This window comes from Flavobacterium praedii (assembly GCF_026810365.1).
GTDB classification, from domain to species: Bacteria; Bacteroidota; Bacteroidia; order Flavobacteriales; family Flavobacteriaceae; genus Flavobacterium; species Flavobacterium praedii.
Window position 1 is genome coordinate 3,743,484 of record NZ_CP113948.1, and the last position, 25,151, is coordinate 3,768,634.

Annotated in this window: 22 protein-coding genes and 2 riboswitches; of the genes, 21 read left to right on the top strand and 1 reads right to left on the bottom strand. The window is 36.2% G+C overall.

Features of this window, described 5'->3' with window-relative positions; all coding sequences use genetic code 11:
* Positions 1–34 precede the first annotated feature (34 nt).
* Positions 35–1,285: a methionine adenosyltransferase gene (gene metK / locus OYT91_RS15845; protein WP_269223948.1), complete on the bottom strand. Its 1,251-nt coding sequence runs from the start codon at positions 1,283–1,285 to the stop codon at positions 35–37.
* A gap of 1,188 nt (positions 1,286–2,473) precedes the next feature.
* Here metK and OYT91_RS15850 point away from each other — a divergent pair.
* The 21 genes from OYT91_RS15850 to metH all read left to right on the top strand — a co-directional run bounded on the left by OYT91_RS15850 (position 2,474) and on the right by metH (position 25,129).
* Complete coding sequence (locus OYT91_RS15850; protein ID WP_281238723.1) at positions 2,474–3,760, top strand: O-acetylhomoserine aminocarboxypropyltransferase/cysteine synthase family protein; 1,287 nt, start codon at positions 2,474–2,476, stop codon at positions 3,758–3,760.
* Positions 3,761–3,880: 120 nt separating this feature from the next.
* Positions 3,881–4,090 carry a hypothetical protein gene (locus OYT91_RS15855; RefSeq protein ID WP_281238724.1) on the top strand — a complete coding sequence of 70 codons (210 nt, stop codon included), beginning with the start codon at positions 3,881–3,883 and terminating at the stop codon, positions 4,088–4,090.
* 257 nt (positions 4,091–4,347) lie between these two features.
* Positions 4,348–4,455: riboswitch (SAM riboswitch) on the top strand.
* A gap of 77 nt (positions 4,456–4,532) precedes the next feature.
* Positions 4,533–5,498 carry an alpha/beta fold hydrolase gene (locus tag OYT91_RS15860; protein WP_349293174.1) on the top strand — a complete coding sequence of 322 codons (966 nt, stop codon included), beginning with the start codon at positions 4,533–4,535 and terminating at the stop codon, positions 5,496–5,498.
* A gap of 225 nt (positions 5,499–5,723) precedes the next feature.
* A complete protein-coding gene (gene thrA / locus OYT91_RS15865; protein ID WP_281238725.1) occupies positions 5,724–8,138 on the top strand; it encodes a bifunctional aspartate kinase/homoserine dehydrogenase I in 2,415 nt (804 codons plus the stop codon).
* A 119-nt stretch (positions 8,139–8,257) separates the two neighbouring features.
* On the top strand, positions 8,258–8,500 hold the full coding sequence (locus OYT91_RS15870; RefSeq protein ID WP_281238726.1) for a putative signal transducing protein: 243 nt from the start codon (positions 8,258–8,260) through the stop codon (positions 8,498–8,500).
* 36 nt (positions 8,501–8,536) lie between these two features.
* Positions 8,537–8,971, top strand: coding sequence for an OsmC family protein (locus tag OYT91_RS15875; RefSeq protein ID WP_264566519.1), 435 nt, complete (start codon positions 8,537–8,539; stop codon positions 8,969–8,971).
* A gap of 127 nt (positions 8,972–9,098) precedes the next feature.
* Positions 9,099–10,271 (top strand): trans-sulfuration enzyme family protein, encoded by a 1,173-nt coding sequence (locus OYT91_RS15880; RefSeq protein WP_281238727.1) that lies wholly within the window; start codon positions 9,099–9,101, stop codon positions 10,269–10,271.
* A gap of 113 nt (positions 10,272–10,384) precedes the next feature.
* Positions 10,385–10,888 (top strand): RDD family protein, encoded by a 504-nt coding sequence (locus tag OYT91_RS15885; protein WP_281238728.1) that lies wholly within the window; start codon positions 10,385–10,387, stop codon positions 10,886–10,888.
* A gap of 494 nt (positions 10,889–11,382) precedes the next feature.
* Positions 11,383–11,793: an RrF2 family transcriptional regulator gene (locus OYT91_RS15890; protein WP_111411123.1), complete on the top strand. Its 411-nt coding sequence runs from the start codon at positions 11,383–11,385 to the stop codon at positions 11,791–11,793.
* A 111-nt stretch (positions 11,794–11,904) separates the two neighbouring features.
* A complete protein-coding gene (locus tag OYT91_RS15895) occupies positions 11,905–12,657 on the top strand; it encodes a phosphoadenylyl-sulfate reductase (RefSeq protein WP_281238729.1) in 753 nt (250 codons plus the stop codon).
* Between the two features lie 43 nt (positions 12,658–12,700).
* Positions 12,701–13,600, top strand: coding sequence for a sulfate adenylyltransferase subunit CysD (cysD, locus tag OYT91_RS15900; RefSeq protein WP_281238730.1), 900 nt, complete (start codon positions 12,701–12,703; stop codon positions 13,598–13,600).
* 92 nt (positions 13,601–13,692) lie between these two features.
* Complete coding sequence (locus tag OYT91_RS15905) at positions 13,693–14,937, top strand: sulfate adenylyltransferase subunit CysN (protein WP_281238731.1); 1,245 nt, start codon at positions 13,693–13,695, stop codon at positions 14,935–14,937.
* An 89-nt stretch (positions 14,938–15,026) separates the two neighbouring features.
* Positions 15,027–17,117: a ferredoxin-like domain-containing protein gene (locus tag OYT91_RS15910; protein WP_281238732.1), complete on the top strand. Its 2,091-nt coding sequence runs from the start codon at positions 15,027–15,029 to the stop codon at positions 17,115–17,117.
* Between the two features lie 9 nt (positions 17,118–17,126).
* Entirely contained in the window at positions 17,127–17,948 is an 822-nt protein-coding gene (gene cobA, locus OYT91_RS15915; protein WP_281238733.1) for a uroporphyrinogen-III C-methyltransferase, read from the top strand.
* Complete coding sequence (locus tag OYT91_RS15920) at positions 17,948–18,526, top strand: precorrin-2 dehydrogenase/sirohydrochlorin ferrochelatase family protein (protein WP_264566529.1); 579 nt, start codon at positions 17,948–17,950, stop codon at positions 18,524–18,526. The genes cobA and OYT91_RS15920 overlap by 1 nt, the downstream gene beginning before the upstream one ends.
* Positions 18,527–18,631: 105 nt before the next feature.
* The gene (locus tag OYT91_RS15925; RefSeq protein WP_281238734.1) at positions 18,632–19,684 is read left to right on the top strand and encodes an NAD(P)/FAD-dependent oxidoreductase; all 1,053 of its coding nucleotides are present in this window, start codon (positions 18,632–18,634) and stop codon (positions 19,682–19,684) included.
* Positions 19,685–19,791: 107 nt separating this feature from the next.
* Positions 19,792–20,016, top strand: a complete 225-nt coding sequence (locus OYT91_RS15930; protein ID WP_281238735.1) for a hypothetical protein — start codon at positions 19,792–19,794, stop codon at positions 20,014–20,016.
* Positions 20,007–20,300, top strand: a complete 294-nt coding sequence (locus tag OYT91_RS15935) for a type II toxin-antitoxin system RelE/ParE family toxin (RefSeq protein ID WP_281238736.1) — start codon at positions 20,007–20,009, stop codon at positions 20,298–20,300. Before OYT91_RS15930 ends, OYT91_RS15935 begins: the two co-directional genes overlap by 10 nt.
* Positions 20,301–20,368: 68 nt before the next feature.
* Positions 20,369–20,476: riboswitch (SAM riboswitch) on the top strand.
* Positions 20,477–20,700: 224 nt separating this feature from the next.
* A complete protein-coding gene (locus OYT91_RS15940) occupies positions 20,701–21,750 on the top strand; it encodes a homocysteine S-methyltransferase family protein (protein WP_281238737.1) in 1,050 nt (349 codons plus the stop codon).
* 114 nt (positions 21,751–21,864) lie between these two features.
* Complete coding sequence (locus OYT91_RS15945; protein WP_269223931.1) at positions 21,865–22,146, top strand: hypothetical protein; 282 nt, start codon at positions 21,865–21,867, stop codon at positions 22,144–22,146.
* A 301-nt stretch (positions 22,147–22,447) separates the two neighbouring features.
* On the top strand, positions 22,448–25,129 hold the full coding sequence (gene metH, locus OYT91_RS15950) for a methionine synthase (protein WP_281238738.1): 2,682 nt from the start codon (positions 22,448–22,450) through the stop codon (positions 25,127–25,129).
* The last annotated feature ends 22 nt before the right edge of the window (positions 25,130–25,151 follow it).

Sequence of the window (25,151 nt, forward strand, 5' to 3'; positions counted from 1 at the left end):
GACGGATTTTATATTTAAATAATTTTAGATTTTTTTACAATCCAAAAGCTGTTTTCACTTGATCAACGAAATCTAATTTTTCCCAAGTAAACAAATCAACAGTAACTGTTTTTGTCAATCCACCAGGAGCAGAGAACGTTTTGGTTACGGTTTCTGGAGTACGTCCCATGTGGCCGTAAGCAGCAGTTTCGCTATAGATTGGGTTTCTTAATTTCAAACGTTGTTCGATGAAGTAAGGACGCATATCAAAAATAGCTTCTACTTTTTTGGCAATTTCACCATTAGTCAAATTTACTTTTGAAGTTCCGTAAGTATCAATAAAAATTCCCATTGGTTTTGCAACACCAATTGCATAAGAAACCTGTACCAAAATCTCATCAGCAACACCAGCTGCAACAAGGTTTTTGGCGATGTGACGTGTAGCATAAGCCGCACTTCTGTCTACTTTACTTGGATCTTTTCCAGAGAAAGCACCACCACCGTGAGCTCCTTTTCCACCATAAGTGTCTACAATAATTTTTCTTCCTGTTAATCCTGTATCTCCGTGAGGTCCTCCAATTACGAATTTCCCAGTTGGATTAATATGGTATTGAATTTTATCATTGAATAAATGTGCGTGAGCAGGATTTTTTGCAATGATTCGTGGAATTAATATGTCTATGATGTCTTTTTTGATTTTAGCAAGCATAGTCGCTTCTTCATCAAAATCATCATGTTGTGTAGAAATTACGATAGCATCAATACGTGTTGGTTTGTTGTCATCGCTGTATTCTAATGTAACTTGAGATTTTGCATCAGGACGTAAATAAGTGATTTCATTATTTTCACGTCTTAAAATGGCTAATTCTTGCAATAATTTATGAGATAAATCAAGTGCCAAAGGCATGTAATTTTCAGTTTCATTTGTTGCGTAACCAAACATCATTCCTTGGTCACCTGCTCCTTGCTCTTCTTTGCTAGCTCTGTCAACTCCTTGATTAATATCGGCAGATTGTTCGTGAATGGCCGAAAGAATACCGCAAGAATTGGCTTCAAACATGTATTCACTTTTTGTATAACCAATTTTGCGAATTACATCACGTGCAATTTGTTGTACATCCAAGTAGGTATTCGACTTAACTTCACCTGCCAAAATTACTTGACCAGTTGTAACTAATGTTTCACAAGCTACTTTTGAGTCAGCATCAAATGCCAAAAAGTTATCAATTAATGCATCCGAAATTTGATCTGCAACTTTGTCTGGGTGTCCCTCACTTACAGATTCTGACGTAAATAAATAAGCCATAATAATTATAAATTTTAAAAATTAAACGAGGAAAAAATAATTGCTAGAAAGGCTAAAGGAGAGTTTCTGCTTTAGCATTTTTTATACTGAAAATTTTTCAGCATCCATAATGAATTCCTTTCATTATGAAGAGGTTGCAATCAGTTCAAATTTTTCCTCTTGTATTCGGGTGCAAATGTATGAAACCATTTTGAATTGCAAATTATTCTTTTGTTTTTTTTAATTAATTAAGAGGAATTTAACAAACTATACTAATTCTATAGAATTTAACAAAATAAAATGATTTTTGTTTGGCGGTTTAAAAAATAGTTCGCATTTTTGACCCTTTGAATAGGATCAATCATAAACAATATGAATTTAATAATTTGCAATATTTGTTGTATGAGGTGTGTTGTGGAAGGCTTCCGCAGAGGTTAGTATTCTATGTTATGTTATTCTTTCTTTTTTTTCAAATCCATTACTCATCATTGCAGTTGGATTAGTAGCTTTGGTTGGAATACTATTTTATCAAACAATTCATTCAAAATACGAAGAATTTTTGTTTTTGAATTAATTTTAAGTTTCAAAAAAAATAAAATGAGAAATTTTTGTTAAAATAATGTAGGAATATTTTAAAATTTGAAACTTAAATTTAAGTAACATCCTTGTGTTTAGGTAGTTGTAATTTTAATAATTTGTTTAGAAAACATTAAAATTACGTTTAGTATTAGGATTATTGAAAAAAAGTTCAGATATTTGTCAAACAGATTTAAAAAAAGAAAAAATGAAGTTTAAAGTATGCAATATGTCTAAAAAAGCCATTCAGGATGAATCCTGTGGGGAGTGTGTATAGCTACAATTTAAATACAAAAAATATATAGCAAAAACCTCCCACTTAAAAGGGAGGTTTTTTTTTACTCTTTTTTTTAAAATAAATAACAATTAAGAATACAATATGAAGCAAAATTACTCAAACATTCAGGTTGCCATTTGCAAATCGAAGTCGATGATGTGTGTCAATGCCATGATGTGTGTTTGTGTCTGCTGATTCCAAAAGTATAAGTTTATCAAATAACTTAAAACCCTTTTGGATACGTATCTAAAAGGGTTTTTTGTTTTTCTGCCTTCAAAGGCTAAGAAAACCAGAAATTAAAAAAAAATATAAAAGCGAATATGCTTTGTTTAAATATAAATTAAAAATAAAAAATTATGAGTTCAAATAAATTCGCAACTAATGCATTGCACGCAGGACATGACGTTACAAAACACGCAGGTACACGCGCAGTGCCTATTTATCAAACGACTTCTTATGTTTTCAATAATTCGGAGCATGCAGCCAATTTATTTGGCCTTGCAGAAGCTGGATTTATATATACTCGATTAAATAATCCTACGAACGATATTCTAGAGCAACGTTTAGCAGCTTTGGAAGGTGGAATTGGAGCAGTAGTCACCGCATCCGGAACTGCGGCTATTGCAACTACATTGTTGGTTTTGTTAAAAACAGGAGATCATATAGTGGCTTCCAATAGTTTGTATGGAGGAACCTATAATTTATTGAGTGCGACTTTACCAAGATTGGGAATCACAACCACATTTGTTGATCCGTCCGATCCATCAAATTTTACCAAAGCAGCAAAAGAAAATACCAGAATATTTTTTGCAGAAAGTTTAGGGAATCCAAAATTAGACGTTCTTGATCTTAAAGCCATTTCGGCGGAAGCCAAAGCGTTCAAAGTTCCGTTTATTGTAGATAACACAGTTCCGTCACCTTATTTGTTGAACCCAATTGAACATGGAGCTAATATTGTAATTCACTCCCTGACCAAATACATTTCAGGAAACGGAACCTCACTTGGAGGAGTTGTTATTGATGCAGGAACATTTGATTGGAGTAGTGGTAAGTTTCCTGAGTTTACAGAGCCTTCAGCTGGATATCATGGATTAGTATATCATGAAGCACTTGGAAACGCTGCCTTTATTGCCAAAGTGAGAATCGAAGGATTGCGGGATTATGGAGCTGCATTGAGTCCGTTTAATGCTTTTCAGATTATACAGGGATTGGAAACCTTGCCTGTTCGAGTCCAGAAACACAGTGAAAACGGATTGGCATTGGCACAGTGGTTAGAAAAACAGGAGGCAGTGTCTTGGGTTAATTATCCGGGTTTAAAGTCGAGTAAGTATTATGATTTGGCACAGCAGTATTTGCCAAAAGGACAAAACGGATTGTTGACATTTGGTTTAAAAGGTGGTTTTGAAGCGGCCAAGAAGGTGGCTGATGAAACGAAGTTATTTTCGCTTTTAGCCAACATTGGAGACACCAAATCTTTGATTATCCATCCGGCCAGTACAACGCATCAGCAATTGTCAGATGAAGAGCAGGTCGCCACGGGAGTAACCAAAGATTTGATTCGACTATCAGTAGGACTAGAAGACATCGAAGATTTAAAAGCCGATTTATCAGCCGTTTTTGCCGAATTAACAGTAAAAGTATAATTGCACAATTGATTTTTTAGAAAACGAAACTCATTGTGCTATAAAAAAAGAAAGAGAATGTTGCAAAACATTTGAACTACAAGCCATAAAAAAGAAACATTAATTACAAAATAAAATATCATGAAAACTATAACATATATCACAAGCAAAGTTGAGTTACTAAAAAAAGCAATTTTAAAAGCAATAAAAGTAGAACCTATTAATCCGATGAAAGAGTTGGATCACACCAGGTTTCATGTTGATGAGAATTTCGATTTGAAAGCAAAAAAAGGAAAAAGCACCTTATTGTTTCATATGTATTCTAAAGAAAATGAAACTCTTTTTATTTAGAATACAAATGCAACAGGAAATGTGTAGGTGAAAATTATTTGCCACGAATTGCATGGTTAAGAAAATACGAATTTTTCTTTTGGATAAGATAGACTCGTACTATTTTTCTTTGTCAGTTCGCTGAAGCTCGAGTGTACAATTCGTGGCAATTTATTAATTAATTAACAACAATTGTTTCAAAGATGAATTGAATAATAATTTGGTTGTTTCATAAAATTGTAGTTAATTTGCACCTTTAAGTTCAGAAACGTATTGAAATGTTATAAAGAAAGGCAGAGGGATTAGACCCGATGAAGCCTTAGCAACCCTTCGATTTATCGAAGAAGGTGCTGCATTCTACCACGCCAAACGTGGAAAGATAACACAAGAATTTATCTAGTTTTTTCTAGCTTTCTTCATAATATTTCCAGGTACAAATCAAAAAATCAAAATAGATTTGAAATTGGAAAATAAACCAACCACAATTACCATACAAGATTTTACTACCGAAAGGGGTGCTTTTTATGCTGCCATTAATTTGAGTTATCAGCTTTTTGGCCCTGCATTACATACAGCGCCTATTGTTTTGGTCAATCATGCATTAACCGGGAATTCACAAGTGGTGGGTTTGAAAGGATGGTGGAATGTACTTATTGGCGATAAGAGAACGATAGATACCAATAAATATACTATACTAGCTTTTAATGTTCCAGGTAATGGTTTTGACGATACTGTAATCGAAAACTATTTGGATTTTACAGCCAGAGACGTAGCCAAACTTTTTATAGAAGGACTAAAAATACTTCAAATTAAGCAATTATTCGCCATTATCGGTGGTTCTGTAGGTGGCGGAATTGCTTGGGAAATTGCTGGATTGTCACCACAAATCACAAAACATTTAATTCCGATTGCAACCGACTGGAAATCGACTGATTGGTTGATCGCGAATTGTTTTTTGCAAGAACAAATTTTGAATAATTCGGCTAAGCCAATTGAAGACGCTCGGATACACGCCATGTTGTGTTATAGAACGCCTGAATCTTTCAAGGCAAAATTTGATAGAACCACCAATGAAGAATTGGCTGTTTTTAATATCGAAAGCTGGCTGAATCATCACGGAGAAAAATTACAAAAAAGGTTTCAGCTTTCAGCGTATAAATTGATGAATCAGCTGTTGAAAACGATAGACATTTCAAGAAATAGAGAGTCTTTTATTTCGGTAGCCTCACAAATTGAAGCGGATATTCATATTATTGGAATCAATTCAGATTTGTTTTTTACGGTAAATGAGAATAAAGAGACTTACGAAACATTGAGAAAACACAAAACCAATGTAACGTTTCAAGAGATAGATTCCATTCACGGGCACGATGCTTTCTTGATAGAATACAAACAACTGGACAATTTGCTTAAAGGAGTTTTTCTTTAGGAGAAATAAAGTTGTGGTGCACCGCTCGCGTGAGGGATAGAAGCTAGCTACCAAAGTAGCGCGTATAGCCCGACAGCATTAGGGAAAGGAGCCGAATGAGCACATAGAAAATTAGGCTCCTTTTCCTGATGGTGGCACGCCCAACAGAAGATAATGAAATAGAAATAAGGTTTATTACTGATAAAAAATGGTCGAACGAGAGTACCGACTTTAAAAAATAAGATAATGAAGATATTAAAATTTGGAGGAAAGTCTTTGTCGAATGGAGACGGAATCAATAAGGTAGTGGCAATTATTGCCGGAAAAGTAAATAATGGTGAGCAGATTGCTGTGGTGGTTTCGGCACGTGGAAACGCAACGGATGAACTGGAAGATATATTGGCCTTGGCTTCTAAAAACGGGGATTACAAACCGCTTTTTGAGGATTTTAAAAGCTACCAACAAGACGTTTATGAGGATGTAGATTTGTCTGAAGAGTTTAATAAACTGGAAAAACTTTTTGAAGGGGTTAGTCTGATTGGGGATTATAGTGTGAAAATTAAGGACGAAGTACTTTCGAAAGGAGAGTTGATTTCGGCTAAATTACTGACGGCTATTTTAATCAAAAATGGTGTAAACGCGCACTTTGCCGACACAAGAGAATTGATAAAAACAGACTCGAATTATGGCGATGCGCAACCCGTGGAGCAATTGTCTAAGAAAAATGTGGTTGCTTACTTTAAAGAGCATAACGGAACTACGGTAAATGTGGTGACTGGTTTTATTGGTTCCAACAGTAAAAATGAAGCGACAACATTGGGAAGAAACGGTAGTAATTATACCGCTTCTTTGCTGGCGAATTACCTTGATGCAACGGAACTTCAAAATTACACGCATGTTGACGGAATTTATACAGCCAATCCTGATTTGGTTTTGGATGCCAAAAAAATAGACCATTTGTCATTTAACGAAGCGAATGAGTTGGCCAATTTTGGAGCAACGATTTTACATGCAAAAACTATTATTCCTTTGTTGGAAAAAAATATTCCGCTTCGTATTTTGAATACATTCAATCACGAAAATCAAGGAACATTAATTACTTCCAGAGCAGATAAAGAAGGAATTAAAACACTTTCGGTTCTGGAAAATGTTGCTTTAGTAAATTTGGAAGGTCGAGGATTGCTAGGAAAAACGGGAGTTGACGCTCGTATCTTTAAAGTAATGGGAGACAACGAAATCAGCGTTAGTATTATCTCGCAAGGTTCATCTGAAAGAGGAATTGGCCTTGTGGTTGATGCAGACAAAGCGACTCGTGCGATGATTGAATTGGAGAAAGAATTTGAAAATGATTTTTACTCAAAAGACGTTAACAAAATTACGGTTACCGATAATGTTTCGGTGATTTCGATCATCGGGCAGGATTTGAGTACATTTCATAAACCGTATACGGCTTTAATCAAGAACAAAATTGTTCCGATCCTTTTCAACAACACGGTTACGGGTAAAAACGTGAGTTTGGTGGTGAAAAAATCGGAGTTGAATAAGGCTTTGAATGTGATTCACGGAGAGATTTTTGGAGTTTCGAAGAAAATCAATATTGCAATTTTTGGTCACGGATTGGTAGGAGGAACGTTGATAAACCAAATTTTAGAATCGGCTGGTGCGATCGAAAAACGCAAAGGAATCAAACTGAATGTTTTTGCAATTGCCAATTCCAAAAGTGTGCTTTTGAATAAAAATGGGGTTTCGCCAAATTGGAGAAATGAAATTCAAACCAACGGAACTTCGTATACGATTGATGATGTTATTGCTTTTGCAACTGAGCATCACTTAGAGAATTTGATTGCGATTGACAATTCGGCATCTACTGCTTTCGTTGAAAATTACATCAAATTGGCCGAAAATAGTTTCGACTTAATTTCGTCTAATAAAGTAGCGAATACGTTGAGTTACGCTTTTTACAAACAATTGCGTCAAGTATTGGAACACAATCAAAAAACCTATCTTTATGAAACCAATGTTGGTGCTGGTTTGCCATTGATTGATACGATAAAATTATTGCACCTTTCGGGTGAAAATATTACCAAAATCAAAGGTGTATTCTCTGGAACATTGAGTTATTTGTTCAACAATTTCTCTGCGAAAGATGCTCCGTTTAGTGAAATATTAAAAGAGGCCATTGATAACGGTTACACAGAACCGGATCCAAGAGAAGACCTTTGCGGAAACGATGTAGGTAGAAAATTATTAATCTTGGCGAGAGAATTGGATTTACAAAATGAGTTTGAAGAGATTAATATTCAGAACTTAATTCCGGAGCATTTGCGTGAAGGTGATGTTTCTGATTTCTTGAATAAATTGACCGAGTTTGATCCTATTTATGCTAAAATCAAAGCAGATCAAGAACCGAATCGCGTGTTGCGATACATTGGAGAATTATCGGGTGATTTGCAAAACGACAAAGGGAATCTAGAAGTGAAGCTGGTTTCGGTGCCAAAAGACACTGCTTTGGGTGGATTGAAAGGTTCGGATTCTTTCTTCGAAATTTACACCGAATCTTATGGAGATCGACCAATCGTTATTCAAGGTGCAGGAGCTGGATCGGCAGTAACGGCGAGAGGCGTTTTTGGAGATATTTTGAGATTATCGGATAAAGGGTAGCCCCCTACCCCCCGAATGGGAATAAAAAAGATTGCAGATTTTAGAGTTTGATTTAAGAATAAAAATAATCGTTGAAACTGAGTTAGAAAATCGCATTATTAGCATTTAAAAAAATAGTTATGGTAGAAGTTTTTCGTGGGTCGTATTTTGAGGCAATGAATGTTAGAAATTTATTAGAAGGAAACGAAATTTCAGTTTTTACCCAAAATGAATATATGTCCAATATTGAGCCTTGGGTTGTTGCTTCGGGAGGCTTAGATCCTGTTAAGCTTCAAGTTGATGAGCTGGATTTTGATGCATCAAAAATAATAATTGATGATTATTTAAATGGTAATAATAATTTAGAAACTGGAGATCAATAAAAAAATCCGCATCATCAGCATTTAAAAAAGAGAACAATGAAAATAACACTTAACAGAGTAAACGACAACTTCCATTTCGAAATGAAAAACGAACGTGGAATGGTTGTAAATGTAGACAGTCGTCCGGAATTTGGAGGAAATGATATGGGACCAAGCCCAATGGAATTAGTATTAATGGGCGTTGCAGGTTGTAGCGGAATTGATATGATTTCAATCCTAAAAAAACAGCGTCAGGAAATCACTTCTTTCAAGGCTGAGGTTGAAGGTGAACGCGTACAAGTAGGAGAAGCAAAACCTTTCAAAGATATTCACGTTGTGTTTTATTTGGAAGGACCAATAAATGGAGAAAAAGCGTTGAAAGCAGCACAACTTTCTTTTGAGAAATACTGCTCAGTTTCCAAAACATTGGAACCAACAGCAACAATACATTATAAAGTAGTTTTGAACGGAGAAGAATTAGCGAAAATCTAAATACAACAATTATATATATTCAACTTTAAAGAGATTCTTGTACAAACAACAAGAAAAAGAAACTTTGCGAATCTCTGTGTTTGCTTTGTGAATCTTTGCGAAATAACTCTTTTGAAAAATAATAACAATGAACGAACAAGAATTTGGTTTTGAAACCCAAGCCATACGTACCCAATTAGAAAGAACGCAATTTCAGGAACACTCAGTGCCTTTATACCTAACCTCTAGTTTTGTATTTGAAGACGCCGAAGATATGCGCGCTTCTTTTGCTGAGGAGAAAGATCGAAATATTTATAGCCGATACAGCAACCCCAATACCAACGAATTTATAGAGAAAATTTGCAAAATGGAAGGTGCTGAGTCGGGATTCGCCTTTGCTTCGGGAATGGCAGCCGTTTATTCAACTTTGGCGGCTTTGTTGAACTCAGGAGACCATATTGTTTCGGCAAGTAGTGTTTTTGGAGCTACACATTCGCTGTTTGTCAATTATTTTCCAAAGTGGGGAATTGAAACTTCGTATTTTGATATCGATAAGCCTGAAACCATCGAAAATTTTATAAAACCAAACACAAAGATTCTTTTTGCAGAATCTCCAACCAATCCAGCGGTAGATATTATCGATTTGGAACTGTTGGGAGCTATTGCCAAAAAGCACAATTTGATTTTGATAATTGACAATTGTTTTGCTACACCTTATTTACAGCAACCGATCAAATGGGGGGCGCATTTGGTTGTACATTCGGCAACAAAATTAATAGATGGTCAAGGTAGAGTTTTGGGCGGAATAACAGTTGGAGATGCCGAATTGATTCAAAAAATCTATTTGTTTTCTCGACTTACAGGTCCTTCTTTATCCCCATTTAATGCTTGGGTATTATCAAAAAGCTTAGAAACTTTGGCGATTCGTTTAGATAGACATTGTGAAAATGCCTTGAAAGTGGCAACATTTCTAGAAAGTCATCCTCAGGTGAATAAAGTGAAATATCCTTTCTTGAAATCGCATCCGCAATATGAAATTGCCAAAAAGCAAATGAAATTAGGAGGCAATATTGTTGCTTTTGAAATCAAAGGCGGACTTGAAGCGGGAAGAGCTTTTTTGGATAAAATTAAATTGTGCTCCTTGTCACCAAATTTAGGAGACACAAGAACAATCGTTACACATCCAGCCTCTACAACGCACAGTAAATTAACCGTTGAAGAACGTTTGGCCGTGAGTATTACTGATGGTTTGGTACGGGTTTCCGTAGGATTAGAAACCGTAGACGATGTTATTGCCGATTTAGATCAAGCTTTGGCATAAGAAAAATAATTTTATTGTTAAATATATTTTATGGACAATAACTTTTCTTACGATTAAAAGTTTACTTTTGAAATAAGTAAGAATGTTTAATTAAAAATTAATAATCATAAAATATGCATAACAATACCTATTATCTTGATGATAAATTAATTGTATCTAGCGGCAAACGTTTTTTAAATTATATAATAGATATAATTTTTTATGTAATTATAATCTTTTTAATTTCGTTCGTAGTTGCAATAATAGCGGCCCTATTAGGTCTAACAGATTTGCTCTATTGGATGGAAAATATGTCAGATATGCAATCGAATTTAATTGCAATTGTAGTGATGTTTACATATTACATCATTACCGAAGGAATTTTTGGCAGATCACTTGCAAAATTTATAACAGGGACGATAGTAGTAGATGAATATGGAGAAAAGCCTTCATTTAGTGATATTCTCAAAAGAACATTTTGCCGTTTGATTCCTTTTGATGCTTTTTCGTATTTGGGTAATTCAGGAAGAGGCTGGCACGATTCAATTTCGGATACGTATGTTGTAGACAAAAAAGAATTAGAAAATAGTTTAAAGATGTTTTACGAATTGGATCAAATTGGTGAGCAATCAGAGTAATAGTAAGTTCTTTAAATTATAAAATAACAAAACCCACTTCTCAAAAAGTGGGTTTTTTGCTTCTAAAGAAGATGTTGTTATAAAAATGAATTCCATTAATTAAGGAGCAGAAACATTTAGCATTTTTAGCAACATTGGTCCCGCTATCCGTTGCAATCTTTTTATTTTTAAAGAAAAAATAAAAAGGATTTTCACTACTATCGGGGCTCAAGGGAGAAATTTTGCTTTTTTGTTATCATCCAAAAAAGAAAAAACAGTGCTATTTGAACTGCCTTTTAATGTAAAAGCGTTTTTGATTTGGTAAAAATGTAAATTCGGTCTTTTGGCATACTTAGACTTTAGGAAACCAAGATTATTCATTTTATAGGATTTGCGAAAAAAACAGCTTGAGTTTTTAAAATAGTTTGATGTAATTGGTAGACAAAAGAATAAAGTTTGTAGTTTCGTAAACATAATGCGACATGATTTAATTCGTAAAATCAAAAATCTTTTAAATGCTTTCAAAAAAAACAAAATACGGAATAAAAGCACTTACTTTTTTGGCGCGCCAAAAGGATAATACGCCTGTTCAAATTGCCGAAATTGCTAAAAACGAACATATTTCGATTAAATTTTTGGAAAGTATTTTGTTATTGCTCAGAAACTCTGGTTTTCTGGGTGCCAAAAAAGGAAAAGGCGGTGGTTACTACTTGATAAAAGACCCAAAAGACATCAGTATGGCCAAAGTATATCGCATTCTCGAAGGCCCAATTGCATTGCTTCCGTGTGCAAGTCACAATTTTTATGAAAAATGTGATGATTGTGATGACGAAACTACTTGTGCCGCACGACGCTTAATGACTCAGGTTAGGGATAATACCCTTAAGGTTCTTGAGAGTAACTCTTTGGCTGACATCGCTTTTTAAACCATAAATTTTATTTAAAAAATTTTTGAATTTAAAAAAAAATGTTACTTTTGCAAAGTAATCTAGTAAGCCGATAGGGTAATGGATTTAAAATTAAAAGCGAACAGATAAATGAGCACAGCAATAGCAAATACTTTATTAGAAAAAACTGCAGGATTTTCCATTGAGGAAACCTTGGCTTTTTTGGCTAATGAATACAAAGGAAAAGCGGTTTTTTCGACTTCATTTGGTCAGGAGGATCAGGTTATAACTGCATTAATTGCTAAAAATGAGTTGCCAATCAATATATTCACATTAGATACGGGCAGATTATTCCAAGAAACCTATGATGTTTTTCACAGAACAATAAAGAAATACAAAGTAGCCATTCAAACTTATTTTCCTGAAGCCAGCGATCTAGAAAATTTGCTGAATAAAAAAGGGCCAAACAGCTTTTACGAATCGGTGGAGAACAGAAAAGAATGTTGTTTTATTCGAAAAGTAGCGCCGTTGACCAAAGCGTTGAAAGGAAATGAAATTTGGATTACTGGTTTGCGTGCCGAGCAATCGGAAAATAGAAACGATTTGGCGGCCTTTGAATACGATGCTCATTTTAATATTATAAAGTTCAACCCATTGTTGAAATGGAGTTTAGAAGACGTTCAAAAATACATTGATGAAAATAATGTACCACAAAATGCTTTGCACAAAAAAGGTTTTGTAAGTATAGGTTGCGCGCCATGTACGAGAGCCATTGCCGAAGGAGAAGATATTAGAGCAGGTAGATGGTCGTGGGAATCCAGTCATAAAGAATGCGGATTGCACAGCCCCCTAGCCCCCGAAGGGGGAAACAATAATGAGATAAATAAAATTATTAACAAATAAATACCCCAATAGTTCTCCCTTCGGGGGTTAGGGGGCTGATATTATGAGTGCACTTTTAAAAACAAATGCTTTAGAAAGCGAAGCAATTTACATATTCAGAGAAGTAATTTCTCAATTTGACAAACCCGTTTTGCTTTTCTCAGGCGGTAAAGATTCTATTACTTTAGTGCGTTTGGCACAAAAAGCATTTTTCCCTGCTAAAATTCCTTTTCCATTGTTACACGTGGATACGGGACACAATTTTCCGGAGACTATTGAATTTAGAGACCGATTGGTAGCCGAGTTGGGATTGGAACTAATCGTTCGTAATGTACAGGATGCTATTGATGAAGGGAAAGTGGTTGAAGAATCTGGTAAATATTCCAGCCGAAACAGTTTGCAGACGACTACACTATTGGATGCTATCGAAGAATTCAAATTTGACGCTTGTATTGGTGGAGCGCGACGTGATGAGGAAAAAGCAAGAGCCAAAGAACGTATTTTTTCGGTTCGTGATGATTTTGGTCAATGGGATGAAAAAAACCAACGCCCTGAATTGTTTGATTTATTGAATGGAAAAATTGAAAATGGTCAAAACGTTCGTGTTTTTCCAATTTCAAACTGGACTGAATTAGATGTTTGGAGTTATATCGAACAAGAGCAAATCGAAATTCCATCGATTTACTTTTCACACAAACGTAAAGTTTTTTTGAGAGACGGTTTAATTTGGTCACACTCTCCTTTTGTGTACCAAGAAGAAGACGAACAAATCGAAGAACGAATTGTTCGCTTCAGAACCGTTGGCGATATGAGTTGTACTGCCGCAGTTGAGTCGTATGCAGCAACCATTCAAGAAGTGGTTGGAGAGATTCGTACTTCTACTATTTCTGAAAGAGGAGCCAGAATCGATGACAAACGTTCTGAAGCTGCTATGGAAAAAAGAAAACAACAAGGTTACTTTTAGAATAGCAATTGAAAGATTTAAGGATTTAAAAATTAAAAGATTTGAGGAGCAAGTTAAACAACTTTAAACCTTAAACTTTAAACAAAAAATAAATGGAAGTTTTAAAAATAGCAACAGCAGGAAGTGTAGATGACGGAAAAAGTACTTTAATCGGGAGATTATTATACGATACACAATCGTTAACTACCGATAAATTAGAAGCAATAGAAAAAAGCAGCAAGCAAAAAGGATACGATTATCTTGATTTTTCTTTGGCTACTGACGGTTTGGTTGCCGAGAGAGAGCAAGGAATTACGATAGATGTAGCGCATATTTATTTTTCGACTGCGAAAAAAAGTTACATCATTGCCGATACTCCGGGTCACGTAGAATACACTCGTAACATGGTTACTGGAGCTTCAACTTCGCAAGTGTCCATCATTTTGATCGATGCCCGTAAAGGAGTGATTGAGCAAACGTACCGTCACTTTTTTATCAATAATTTATTGAGAGTAAAAGATGTGATTGTTGCGGTAAACAAAATGGATTTGGTTGATTATTCGGAAGAAGTATACAATAAAATCAAAGCCGATTTCCAAGCATTAAATGCAAAAAGCGCTTACAAAGAACAAAACGTAAGTTACATTCCGTTAAGTGCTTTGACCGGAGATAATGTAGTAGAAACATTAGGAAAAATGCCTTGGTATACCGGACAAACTATCCTGCAACATTTGGAAAATTTAGAAGCAAAAGATGTTTACGATAATGGACAAGCACGTTTTCCGGTTCAAACAGTTATTCGTCCAAAAACGGAAGAATATCACGATTTTAGAGGATATGCTGGGAAATTATACGGCAACAATATTAAAGTTGGCGATGCGGTAACGGTTCTTCCTTCTTTGACAGAATCTACAGTGACGAACATTCACTTTTTCGACAAACAATTTGATGAAGCGAGCGTTGGTTCTTCCATCACTATCGAATTAGAAAACGATATTAATGTGACGAGAGGCGATATGATTGTAAAATCAAATGAGCTTCCTAGAATTGAAAAAGATATCACAACAACCGTTTGTTGGATGGACAGCAAAAAATTAGTGGCAGGCGCAAAATATTTTGTGCAACACAACACGAATAGAGTTTTGGCAAAAATTGATAGTGTGAAAAACGTAATCGCAACCGATTATTCAGGAGTAACACCAGCAACTCAATTAGCCATTAATGAGATCGGAGAAGTAACCATTAAATTGAGCAAAGCCATTTATTTTGATGCTTACAATGACAACAAATCTAATGGAGCTTTCATTTTGATAGATGCAGCAACCAACACAACAGCAGGCGTTGGATTTATAAAATAGTTTTTAGCTTTTGCTAAAGCATTAAAGGAATTAAAAAAGATATCGATTAACAGCTAACAGCCAGTGCTAGTAGCCTAAAACCATACAAAATGCAAAGTTTTAGAACCGAAATAGAAGACCCGATTGTTCAAAAAGACATTATCGATTTAGAAAGAAAAATTGCTTTATTCCGTGATGGAAAAATCGATGACGAACGTTTTCGCAGTCTTCGTCTAGCAAGAGGAATTTACGGTCAGCGTCAGGAAGGCGTGCAAATGATTCGTATCAAATTGCCTTATGGAAAAGTGACAAGCGAACAATTGCACCGTATTTGTAAAGTTTCAGATGAATATTCAACTGGACGTTTGCACATTACAACGCGTCAGGATATTCAAATTCACTACGTGAGCTTGGATAGAACTCCGGAACTTTGGGCTGAGTTAGAAAAAGACGATGTTACTTTGAGAGAAGCTTGTGGAAACACTGTAAGAAATATTACGGCAAGTGAAACGGCTGGAATCGATGTGGATGAACCTTTTGACGTATCACCTTATGCGCATGCTTTGTTTCAATTTTTATTGAGAAACCCAGTTTGTCAGGAAATGGGACGTAAGTTCAAAATGGCATTTTCTTCTTCGGATAAAGATACTGCTTTGAGTTATTTACACGATTTAGGATTTATTCCAAAAGTGGTAAACGGAGAAAAAGGGTTTAAAGTAATGCTTGGAGGGGGTTTAGGATCTCAACCACATCACGCCGAATTATTATCTGAATTTATTCCAGTAAATCAAATTATACCAACAACTGAGGGGATTCTTAGAGTATTTGACCGTCATGGAGAAAGAACCAAACGATTGAAAGCCCGATTGAAATTTTTAGTAAAAGAGTTAGGTAGAGACGAGTTTTTAAGATTGGTTGAGGAAGAGAAAAAAGCCTTGTCTTGCCAAACTTTTGAAATCGATACCTCTGCATTTGAAGGAGCTATTCCAGTACCTTTGTTGGCAGCACCAAAAGTTGTTATTGAAGACACTGCAGCTTTTGAAGCTTGGAAAAAATCAAATGTATTTGCTCAAAAACAAGCTGGATATGTAGCAATCGGAATCAAAGTGGCTTTGGGTGATTTTTATACAGACAAAGCGAGACTATTGGCGGATTTAATCAAAAATTATGCTACGAATGAATTGCGTTTTTCATTGAGACAAAATATTGTTCTTCGCCATATAAAAGAAGAAGATTTGCCTTTTTTCTATCAAGAATTAGCCAAACTGGATTTTGTAACTTTAGGATACGATACTATTGGTGATATTACAGCTTGTCCAGGTACAGATACCTGTAATCTTGGAATTGCAAGCAGTACTGGAATTGCAGTCGAGCTAGAAAGAGTATTGGCAACAGAATATCCACAATACAGCAACAATCAAGGAATCACTATCAAAATTAGTGGGTGTATGAATGCTTGCGGACAACACAATATGGCCGAAATTGGTTTTCAAGGGATGTCCATCAATTCAGGAAAATTAGTAGCGCCAGCACTTCAAGTATTGTTGGGTGGTGGGAATTTAGGAAATGGTCAAGGTCGTTTTTCAGATAAAGTTATAAAAATTCCTAGCCGAAGAGGACCAGAAGCTTTGCGTTCTATTCTAAATGATTTTGAAGCAAACGCAAACGGATTATCCTTTTTGAATTACTATGATGCCAAAGGAGAGAAATATTTTTTCGAATTATTGAAACCGCTTTCGGATATTACGAATCTAACAGAAGCCGATTTTGTAGATTGGGGAAATGCAGACAACTACGTAAAAGCAATTGGAGTTGGAGAATGTGCGGGTGTTGTAATTGATTTAGTAGCGACTTTAATCTTTGAAGCAAAAGACAAATTAACTTTTGCCAAAGAAGCTTTTGATGACAAAAAATGGTCAGATGCTATTTATTTGGCTTATGCAGGATTTGTAAATGGAGCCAAAGCATTATTATTGGCCGAAAACGAAAAAACAAACCACCACGCAGGAATAATAGATTTGTTTGATACGGTTTTTATAGAAAGCAAAAAAATTGAGTTGGATTCAAGCTTCAAAGATTTGGTTTATCAAATCAAATCAAATGAACCATCTGAAGCCTTTGCACTAAAATACATTCAAGAAGGAGTTGTCTTTTTTGATAAAATAGAAACATACAGAGCCAAAGATTTAGCTAATGCCTAATACTGACAAATGAATTCAAAATCAACTTACAACAGTTCTTACTCCCTCCCTTTTGGGGAGGGTCGGGGTGGGGCTAAAGTAACTTTAGTAGGTGCAGGTCCTGGCGACCCAGACTTGCTTACGCTAAAAGGTGTAAAAGCACTTGCTGAAGCGAATGTGGTTTTGTATGATGCCTTGGCTAATGAAGAAATAATGAATCACGCCCCTCTAGATGCCATAAAAATATTTGTGGGAAAAAGAAAGGGTTGTCATGAATATTCGCAAGACCAAATCAACCAATTGATTGTTGATAATGCGCTTACTTACGGTCACGTGGTTCGATTAAAAGGCGGAGACCCATTTATTTTCGGACGAGGAAGCGAAGAAATAGAGTACGCAGAAAGTTTTGGAATCCCTACCTTTGTAGTTCCTGGAATTTCATCGGCAATTGCAGTTCCCGCTTATCAGGGAATTTCATTGACTAAAAGAGGAACTTCAGAAAGTTTTTGGGTAATCACAGGAACTACTTCCGACAGAAATATGTCTAATGATATTGCTCTCGCAGCACAGTCGTCAGCTACTGTTGTTATTTTGATGGGAATGAGTAAACTGTCACAAATTGTTAGTTTATTTCAAAAAGAATCCAAAGGAGAAATTCCAGTTGCGATTATTCAAAACGGAACAACAGCAAACGAAAAAATGGGTGTGGGAACAATTGATACCATTGAAGAAGTGGTTGCCGAAAAGAATTTAAGCTCACCGGCAATTATCGTAATTGGAGAAGTGGTCAAAGAATGCAATAAATTAAAAGGCTTTTACGAAGAATTTGTAGCTGCTGAAATAAAATCATAATGGAAAGAAACGAATTATATCCTATTTTTTTAAAACTGAACAACCTCAATGTACTTATTGTGGGTGGGGGAAATGTAGGGTTAGAAAAATTGTCTTTTATGTTGAAATCCAGTCCCAATGCTAATGTTGAGGTTGTGGCGCCAAAGTTCTTACCAGAGTTGGAAGCTTTAGTCGAAAAACATCCTTCGGTAAAGTTGACCCAAGCGAAGTTCAAGAAAAAAATGCTCAAGAAACGCAACATGGTCATTGCTTGTACCGATGATTTGAAAGTAAACAAGCGAGTGTATGATTTGTCCCGAAAAAGATATCTCATTTGCAATATTGCTGACACACCCGATTTATGTGATTATTATTTGGGTGGCATCGTAACCAAAGGGAACGTGAAAATTGCCATTTCGACCAACGGAAAATCACCAACGACTGCCAAAAGATTGCGCCAGTTTTTTGAAGAAGTAATTCCTGAGGATATCAATAAAATGGTAGAAAACCTGAATGAATATCGCAAAACACTGAAAGGTGATTTCGAAGAAAAAGTCCAAAAGATGAACGAAATCACAGAGTCGTTGAAAAAAGAGTAAGTAGATTTAATAGACAAAAAAGAATAAATAAAACAGAAATAAAAACAGAACTCAACCCAATATCTTCTTTATTGGAGAGATTGGAGGGAGAAAAACTTAAACAGAATGATTAAAACAGACATACTTATTATAGGAGCGGGACCAACAGGTCTATTCGCTGTTTTCGAAGCAGGATTATTAAAATTAAAATGCCATATTCTAGATGCTTTGCCACAACCAGGTGGACAATTGTCAGAGTTGTATCCAAAGAAACCGATTTATGATATTCCGGGATTTCCAGAAGTATTAGCAGGTGATTTGGTTGATAATTTAATGGAACAAATCAAGCAGTTCGAACCGGGATTTACTCTGGGAGAACGTGCAGAAACGATTGATAAGCAAGAAGACGGAAGTTTTATTGTAACATCTAATAAAGGAAAAAAATTCCATGCTTCGGTAGTAGCGATTGCGGGTGGTTTAGGAAGTTTTGAACCAAGAAAACCTTTAATCGAAGATATTGAGTTTTACGAAGATAAGGGAATCAAATATTTTATTAAAAATCCAGAGAAATTTAGAGACAAAAGGGTCGTAATATCCGGAGGTGGAGACTCTGCTTTGGACTGGAGTATTTTCTTGTCGAATGTGGCTTCAGAGGTAACTTTGATTCACCGTAGAAACGAATTTAGAGGAGCTTTGGATTCTGTAGAAAAAGTACAAGAGTTGAAAAATGCCGGAAAAATTAAGATGATTACTCCAGGAGAAGTTGTCGGTTTAAACGGAGCAGAACGTTTGGAATCAGTTGATGTAGATATTGATGGAGCGCATCAAAATATCCCTACCGATTATTTTATTCCACTTTTTGGTCTTACTCCAAAATTAGGACCAATAGGCAATTGGGGATTGGAAATCGAAAAAAATGCCATCAAAGTAAACAACGCTTTAGATTACCAAACGAATATCCCTGGAATTTTTGCCATTGGGGACGTTAACACGTATCCGGGAAAATTAAAATTGATCCTTTGCGGATTCCACGAAGCTACATTAATGTGTCAAGCGGCGTACCAAATTATCAATCCAGGTAAAAAATACGTAATGAAATATACCACCGTTTCTGGAGTTGACGGATTCGACGGAACTCGTAAAGAAGCTCCAAAAGCAGTCGTGAAAGCAATTGTTTAAGTTGCTGAGTTACTGAGAAGCTAAGATTTTTACAAAAAGCTCAAACTTGTATTAAAGTTTGAGTTTTTTTTATTTATATCTTTGTGTTATATCAAAAATAATTCAAAATGAATTTAGCAACAAGGAAATATAATTTTATTCAAGAATTATCCAATGTAGATGAAAGTCTCTTAGAAAAACTGGAACTGTTGGTAAAGGCAAGCAAAAAGGACTGGTACACTGAATTATCAGCGCAGGAAAAAGAGGAAATTGAAATTGGAATTTCTCAAGCTGATAATAATGAGCTGTTAAGCCATTCAGCCATTATGGACAAATTTTCAAAATGGCATTAAGCATTAGGTGGACTCCACAAGCAGAAAAGGGATTAGACAGCGTGCTTCTTTATTTGGAAGAATTCTGGTCGATAAAAGAAATTTTGCAATTAGAAGAAAAAATAAAACAAGTAACACGTCTGATTATTCTTTATCCTGAATTATTTCCAAAATCAGAAACACATCAACTATTGCACAAAGCAATTATAGACAAAAATAATTATTTGGTTTACAGAGTAAACACTAAGAGGAGTCGAATTGAAATTGTTAATTTTAGAGGCACTAAGCAAAACCCAAAATATTAAACTTCTAAAAAAACATTTGCAATTGTTAGCGCTATGTCGTTTCTTTGCACTGTTCCTATTTTTATTGAAAGTTATCACGAAAGGCGGAGGGAAAAGACCCGATGAAACCTTAGCAACCCTTTACTTTTTTAAAGAAGGTGCTACATTCTACCACGTACAGCGCGGATAGATAACACAAGAATACATCTCCGTATTCCTCAAACCTTTTCCTGACAACATTTCGATATTTTTTTAAAGCGAATGATTAGTGCATTTTTGGCATTATCGTTCCCGCTATACACAAGTATCTTTTGTGCCGAACCCCGGCACAAAAGGATACTTGCTCCTATCGGGGCTAAAGAGTAAATAATTGTGATTTTTTGGATTTAAAGAGCCAAAAAACAGTAAATAATAAAATAAAATGTCAAAAGATTTAAAAGACAATATTGGTGTTCCCCCTTCGGGGGCTAGGGGGCTGATTACTGAAGAAATAAAAAAGAGAATACTCGTGCTCGACGGAGCAATGGGGACCATGCTGCAACGTTATAATTTCTCCGAAGAAGATTTTCGTGGCGAACGTTTCAAAGATTTTCCGCATTCGCTGAAAGGGAACAATGATTTATTGTCCCTAACGCAACCTCAAGCCATCAAAGCGGTACACGCCGCCTATTTTGAAGCAGGAGCTGATATAGTTGAAACCAACACGTTCTCCGGAACCACCATCGGAATGGCGGATTACTATCTTGAAGAATACGTTTATGAATTGAACTACGAGTCGGCAAAACTAGCCCGTGAAGTAGCTGACGAATTCACTGCCAAAAATCCAAACCAACCTCGTTTTGTTGCTGGTTCAATAGGCCCGACAAACCGTACGGCGAGTATGTCACCAGACGTGAACGATCCGGGATACAGAGCGGTAACTTTTGATGATTTGCGAATTGCCTACAAACAGCAAGTAGAAGCCTTACTAGACGGCGGTTGCGATTTACTTTTGGTAGAAACCATTTTTGATACGCTAAATGCCAAGGCAGCACTTTTTGCCATCGAAGAAGTCAAAGACGAACGCCATATTGATATTCCAATTATGGTATCAGGAACGATAACGGATGCTTCGGGAAGAACACTTTCGGGGCAAACGGTGGAAGCTTTTTTGGTTTCGGTTTCGCATATTCCGTTGTTGAGTGTAGGATTCAATTGTGCCCTTGGTGCCGATTTATTGAAACCGTATCTGCAGACCTTGTCACATAATACTTCTTTTAACATTTCGGCACATCCAAATGCAGGATTACCAAACGCTTTTGGAGAATACGATGAAACACCAGAAGAAATGCAAGCACAAATTAAAAGTTATTTAGACGATAATTTAATAAACATCATTGGTGGTTGTTGCGGAACAACTCCAAACCATATTAAATTGATTGCTAATATTGCCAAGGATTATAAGCCTAGAGTTTCGACGGCGGTGATGTAAATTGAATAAATGGAAAGAGATTAAGATTTAAATCTACTGGATGTCGTATGATTTTCAGCGTGAGATATTGTTGTTGAAGCAGAGAATTAATTAAAAAACATTGTATAAATTTTTATGAATCAGACATTTCAATTGCACTATTTCGATTTTAATATTTTAACTGAAAATATTTTAAGTTTTAAAAATTCATCATTTAAAGATGAAAAAACAGTTAGGCAAACTATTGAAAATTGTATTATTTTTTTAAAAATAGAAAACATAATAGAGGTAAGCGAAATAAGTTTTTCTAGAGGTTCTATAGGTGAGAATTCGTTTGTGCATTTTACATTGACAAAAAAAGAAAATGTACAAGATAAAGATTTTTTAAAAGCTTTAAAATTTTTTAATATTAAGTAGCCCGATAGCGCGGATTTGCAATCCGTGCCCGTAAAGAGAATAAAATAAAAGGGTTTGATTAAAAACAAAACTTAATTTATTGCACAATGCCCGCGTGAGGGATAGCAGTGAAAAGCCCGGAGACCAATGGAGTGATAACGGAATTGGTCGAGGACTTGAAACGAATAGCCCGACCCTTTTGGTCACGCCCAAATAAAGTTGAAATTAAAATAAAATATAACTACAGTTTTTTAGCTGTAGACAAAATAATAAAAACTTAGGATCTAAGCTGCTTAGAAACTTAGTAACTCAAAATAAAAAAATGGGACACAATAAAAATAGAAGAAACCTTGTATTATCGGGATTAGAGCCTTTGATCATTACGCCGGACAGCGTATTTGTGAATGTTGGGGAAAGAACCAATGTAACAGGTTCTAGAAAGTTCCTTCGATTAATCAAGGAGGAAAAATACGAGGAAGCACTTGATATTGCGAGACAGCAGGTAGAAGGTGGCGCGCAAATCATCGATATCAATATGGATGAGGGAATGCTGGATGGCGTTTATGCGATGACCAAATTCCTAAATTTAATTGCTGCCGAGCCGGATATTTCTCGAGTGCCCATTATGATTGACAGCTCGAAATGGGAAATCATTGAGGCTGGTTTGAAAGTCGTGCAGGGAAAATGTGTGGTAAACTCGATTTCGCTAAAAGAAGGTGAAGAGGCATTTATCCATCACGCCAAATTAATCAAGCGTTATGGAGCCGCGGCTATTATCATGGCTTTTGATGAGGTGGGACAAGCGGATAATTACGATCGTAGAGTGGAGATTTGCCAACGTTCGTATGATATTCTGGTTAATAAAGTTGGGTTTCCTCCGCAAGATATTATTTTCGATTTGAATATATTCCCCGTAGCGACTGGTATGGAGGAACACCGCCTGAATGCTTTGGATTTTTTTAGGGGAACCAAATGGGTTCGGGAAAATTTACCGCACGCACACATAAGCGGTGGAGTGAGTAACGTTTCGTTTTCGTTTAGAGGAAATGACACGGTGAGAGAAGCGATGCACTCGGTTTTCTTGTACCACGCCATTCAAAACGGAATGACAATGGGAATTGTAAATCCAGAGATGCTGTCGATTTACGATGAAATTCCAAAGGATTTATTAGAGCATGTTGAGGATGTTATTTTGGACAGACGCGATGATGCCACAGAGCGCTTATTGGATTTTGCCGAAAATGTAAAAGGAGATACTAAAAGCAATGAAGTTGCGATACAAGAATGGCGTTCGGGAACAGTTCAGGAAAGAATCACGCATTCCTTGGTAAAAGGAGTGGATGCTTTTATAGAAATAGATGTTGAGGAAGCCCGATTGGCAGCCACAAAACCTATCGAAGTTATCGAAATCAACTTGATGACGGGGATGAATGTTGTGGGAGATTTGTTTGGTAGTGGTAAAATGTTTTTGCCACAGGTGGTAAAATCGGCACGTGTGATGAAAAAAGCGGTAGCTTATTTATTGCCGTTCATTGAAGCTGCTAAACAGGTAGGCGACAAATCAGGGAATGGAAAGATTTTGATGGCAACCGTAAAAGGCGACGTTCACGATATTGGTAAAAATATTGTTTCGGTGGTATTGGCTTGTAATAATTATGAAATTGTGGATTTGGGTGTTATGGTGCCTCCCGAAAAAATTATTGCTGCGGCTATCGAACACGAGGTAGATATTATTGGCTTGAGCGGATTAATCACGCCGTCGCTAGACGAAATGGTGTATCTCGCTAAGGAATTGGACAAAAGAGGAATGAAAATCCCAGTGATGATTGGTGGCGCAACCACTTCACGTGCACATACTGCCGTGAAAATTGCACCTCAATACAGGGAAACCGTGATTCACGTAAACGATGCGTCAAGAGCGGTTACAGTAGCTGGAAATTTATTGGATCACAATAGAAAAATTTATGCCAGCGATATTCGTGCCGATTACGATGCGTTTAGAGAAACATTCTTAAACCGTTCGCGCGACAAGAATTTCTTGACGATTGAGCAAGCCCGTAAAAATAAATTGCAATTGGATTGGAGGCATTTCGAACCTGTAAAACCAAAAGTTATTGGTGAGCAGATTGTGGAAGTGGATTTGGATGTGTTGGTTCCGTATATCGACTGGACGCCGTTTTTCAGAACTTGGGAATTATTCGGAAAGTATCCTGCGATTTTGACAGATGATGTTGTTGGTGAACAAGCGACTTCTGTTTTTGCAGATGCGCAAGCGATGTTGGAAGTAATTTTGAAAGAGAAAAAATTGCAAGCCAAAGGAATCTACGGCATTTTCCCTGCGAATCAAATCAACGATGATGATATTGAGTTGACTGATGAAAACGGAAAACCATTACAGACATTCTTGACTTTGCGTCAGCAGTCACAAAAAACTAAAGGTGCTCCAAATATCGCATTAGCCGATTTTATTGCTCCAAAAGAAAGTGGAAAAGTAGATTATATGGGAGCGTTTTGCGTAACCACTGGTTTTGGCGTTGACGAATGGGCAGCTGAATTTGAAAAGGATTTAGACGATTATAATTCGATTATGGTCAAAGCTTTGGCTGACCGTTTCGCCGAAGCATTCGCCGAATATTTACATGAAAAAATCCGTAAAGAAATTTGGGGTTATGCCTCTGATGAGGTTTTGAGCAAACAAGCACTTATTGAGGAAGATTATAAAGGAATTCGTCCTGCACCAGGTTATCCAGCTTGTCCAGATCACTTGGAAAAACCAACCATTTGGAAACTCTTAAACGTTGCTGAAGAAATAGGAGTAACCTTGACCGAAAGTATGGCAATGTGGCCTGCTTCTTCTGTTTCGGGTTATTATTTTGGAAATCCTGAAAGCAAGTATTTTGGACTTGGAAAAATAAAAGAAGACCAGGTTATTGATTACGCGAAACGAAGAAGTGTTTCAACCGAAGTTGCAATGAAATGGTTGAATCCGAATATTGCAGATTAGCCCCCTAACCCCCGAAGGGGAA

What these genes read in the sequence shown, in the direction of transcription:
- metK (WP_269223948.1), bottom strand. Translation starts at nt 1,285, where the DNA reads ATGGCTTATTTATTTACGTCAGAATCTGTAAGTGAGGGACACCCAGAC.
- OYT91_RS15850 (WP_281238723.1), top strand. Translation starts at nt 2,474, where the DNA reads ATGAGTTCAAATAAATTCGCAACTAATGCATTGCACGCAGGACATGAC.
- OYT91_RS15855 (WP_281238724.1), top strand. Translation starts at nt 3,881, where the DNA reads ATGAAAACTATAACATATATCACAAGCAAAGTTGAGTTACTAAAAAAA.
- thrA (WP_281238725.1), top strand. Translation starts at nt 5,724, where the DNA reads ATGAAGATATTAAAATTTGGAGGAAAGTCTTTGTCGAATGGAGACGGA.
- OYT91_RS15870 (WP_281238726.1), top strand. Translation starts at nt 8,258, where the DNA reads ATGGTAGAAGTTTTTCGTGGGTCGTATTTTGAGGCAATGAATGTTAGA.
- OYT91_RS15875 (WP_264566519.1), top strand. Translation starts at nt 8,537, where the DNA reads ATGAAAATAACACTTAACAGAGTAAACGACAACTTCCATTTCGAAATG.
- OYT91_RS15880 (WP_281238727.1), top strand. Translation starts at nt 9,099, where the DNA reads ATGAACGAACAAGAATTTGGTTTTGAAACCCAAGCCATACGTACCCAA.
- OYT91_RS15885 (WP_281238728.1), top strand. Translation starts at nt 10,385, where the DNA reads ATGCATAACAATACCTATTATCTTGATGATAAATTAATTGTATCTAGC.
- OYT91_RS15890 (WP_111411123.1), top strand. Translation starts at nt 11,383, where the DNA reads ATGCTTTCAAAAAAAACAAAATACGGAATAAAAGCACTTACTTTTTTG.
- OYT91_RS15895 (WP_281238729.1), top strand. Translation starts at nt 11,905, where the DNA reads ATGAGCACAGCAATAGCAAATACTTTATTAGAAAAAACTGCAGGATTT.
- cysD (WP_281238730.1), top strand. Translation starts at nt 12,701, where the DNA reads ATGAGTGCACTTTTAAAAACAAATGCTTTAGAAAGCGAAGCAATTTAC.
- OYT91_RS15905 (WP_281238731.1), top strand. Translation starts at nt 13,693, where the DNA reads ATGGAAGTTTTAAAAATAGCAACAGCAGGAAGTGTAGATGACGGAAAA.
- OYT91_RS15910 (WP_281238732.1), top strand. Translation starts at nt 15,027, where the DNA reads ATGCAAAGTTTTAGAACCGAAATAGAAGACCCGATTGTTCAAAAAGAC.
- cobA (WP_281238733.1), top strand. Translation starts at nt 17,127, where the DNA reads ATGAATTCAAAATCAACTTACAACAGTTCTTACTCCCTCCCTTTTGGG.
- OYT91_RS15920 (WP_264566529.1), top strand. Translation starts at nt 17,948, where the DNA reads ATGGAAAGAAACGAATTATATCCTATTTTTTTAAAACTGAACAACCTC.
- OYT91_RS15925 (WP_281238734.1), top strand. Translation starts at nt 18,632, where the DNA reads ATGATTAAAACAGACATACTTATTATAGGAGCGGGACCAACAGGTCTA.
- OYT91_RS15930 (WP_281238735.1), top strand. Translation starts at nt 19,792, where the DNA reads ATGAATTTAGCAACAAGGAAATATAATTTTATTCAAGAATTATCCAAT.
- OYT91_RS15935 (WP_281238736.1), top strand. Translation starts at nt 20,007, where the DNA reads ATGGCATTAAGCATTAGGTGGACTCCACAAGCAGAAAAGGGATTAGAC.
- OYT91_RS15940 (WP_281238737.1), top strand. Translation starts at nt 20,701, where the DNA reads ATGTCAAAAGATTTAAAAGACAATATTGGTGTTCCCCCTTCGGGGGCT.
- OYT91_RS15945 (WP_269223931.1), top strand. Translation starts at nt 21,865, where the DNA reads ATGAATCAGACATTTCAATTGCACTATTTCGATTTTAATATTTTAACT.
- metH (WP_281238738.1), top strand. Translation starts at nt 22,448, where the DNA reads ATGGGACACAATAAAAATAGAAGAAACCTTGTATTATCGGGATTAGAG.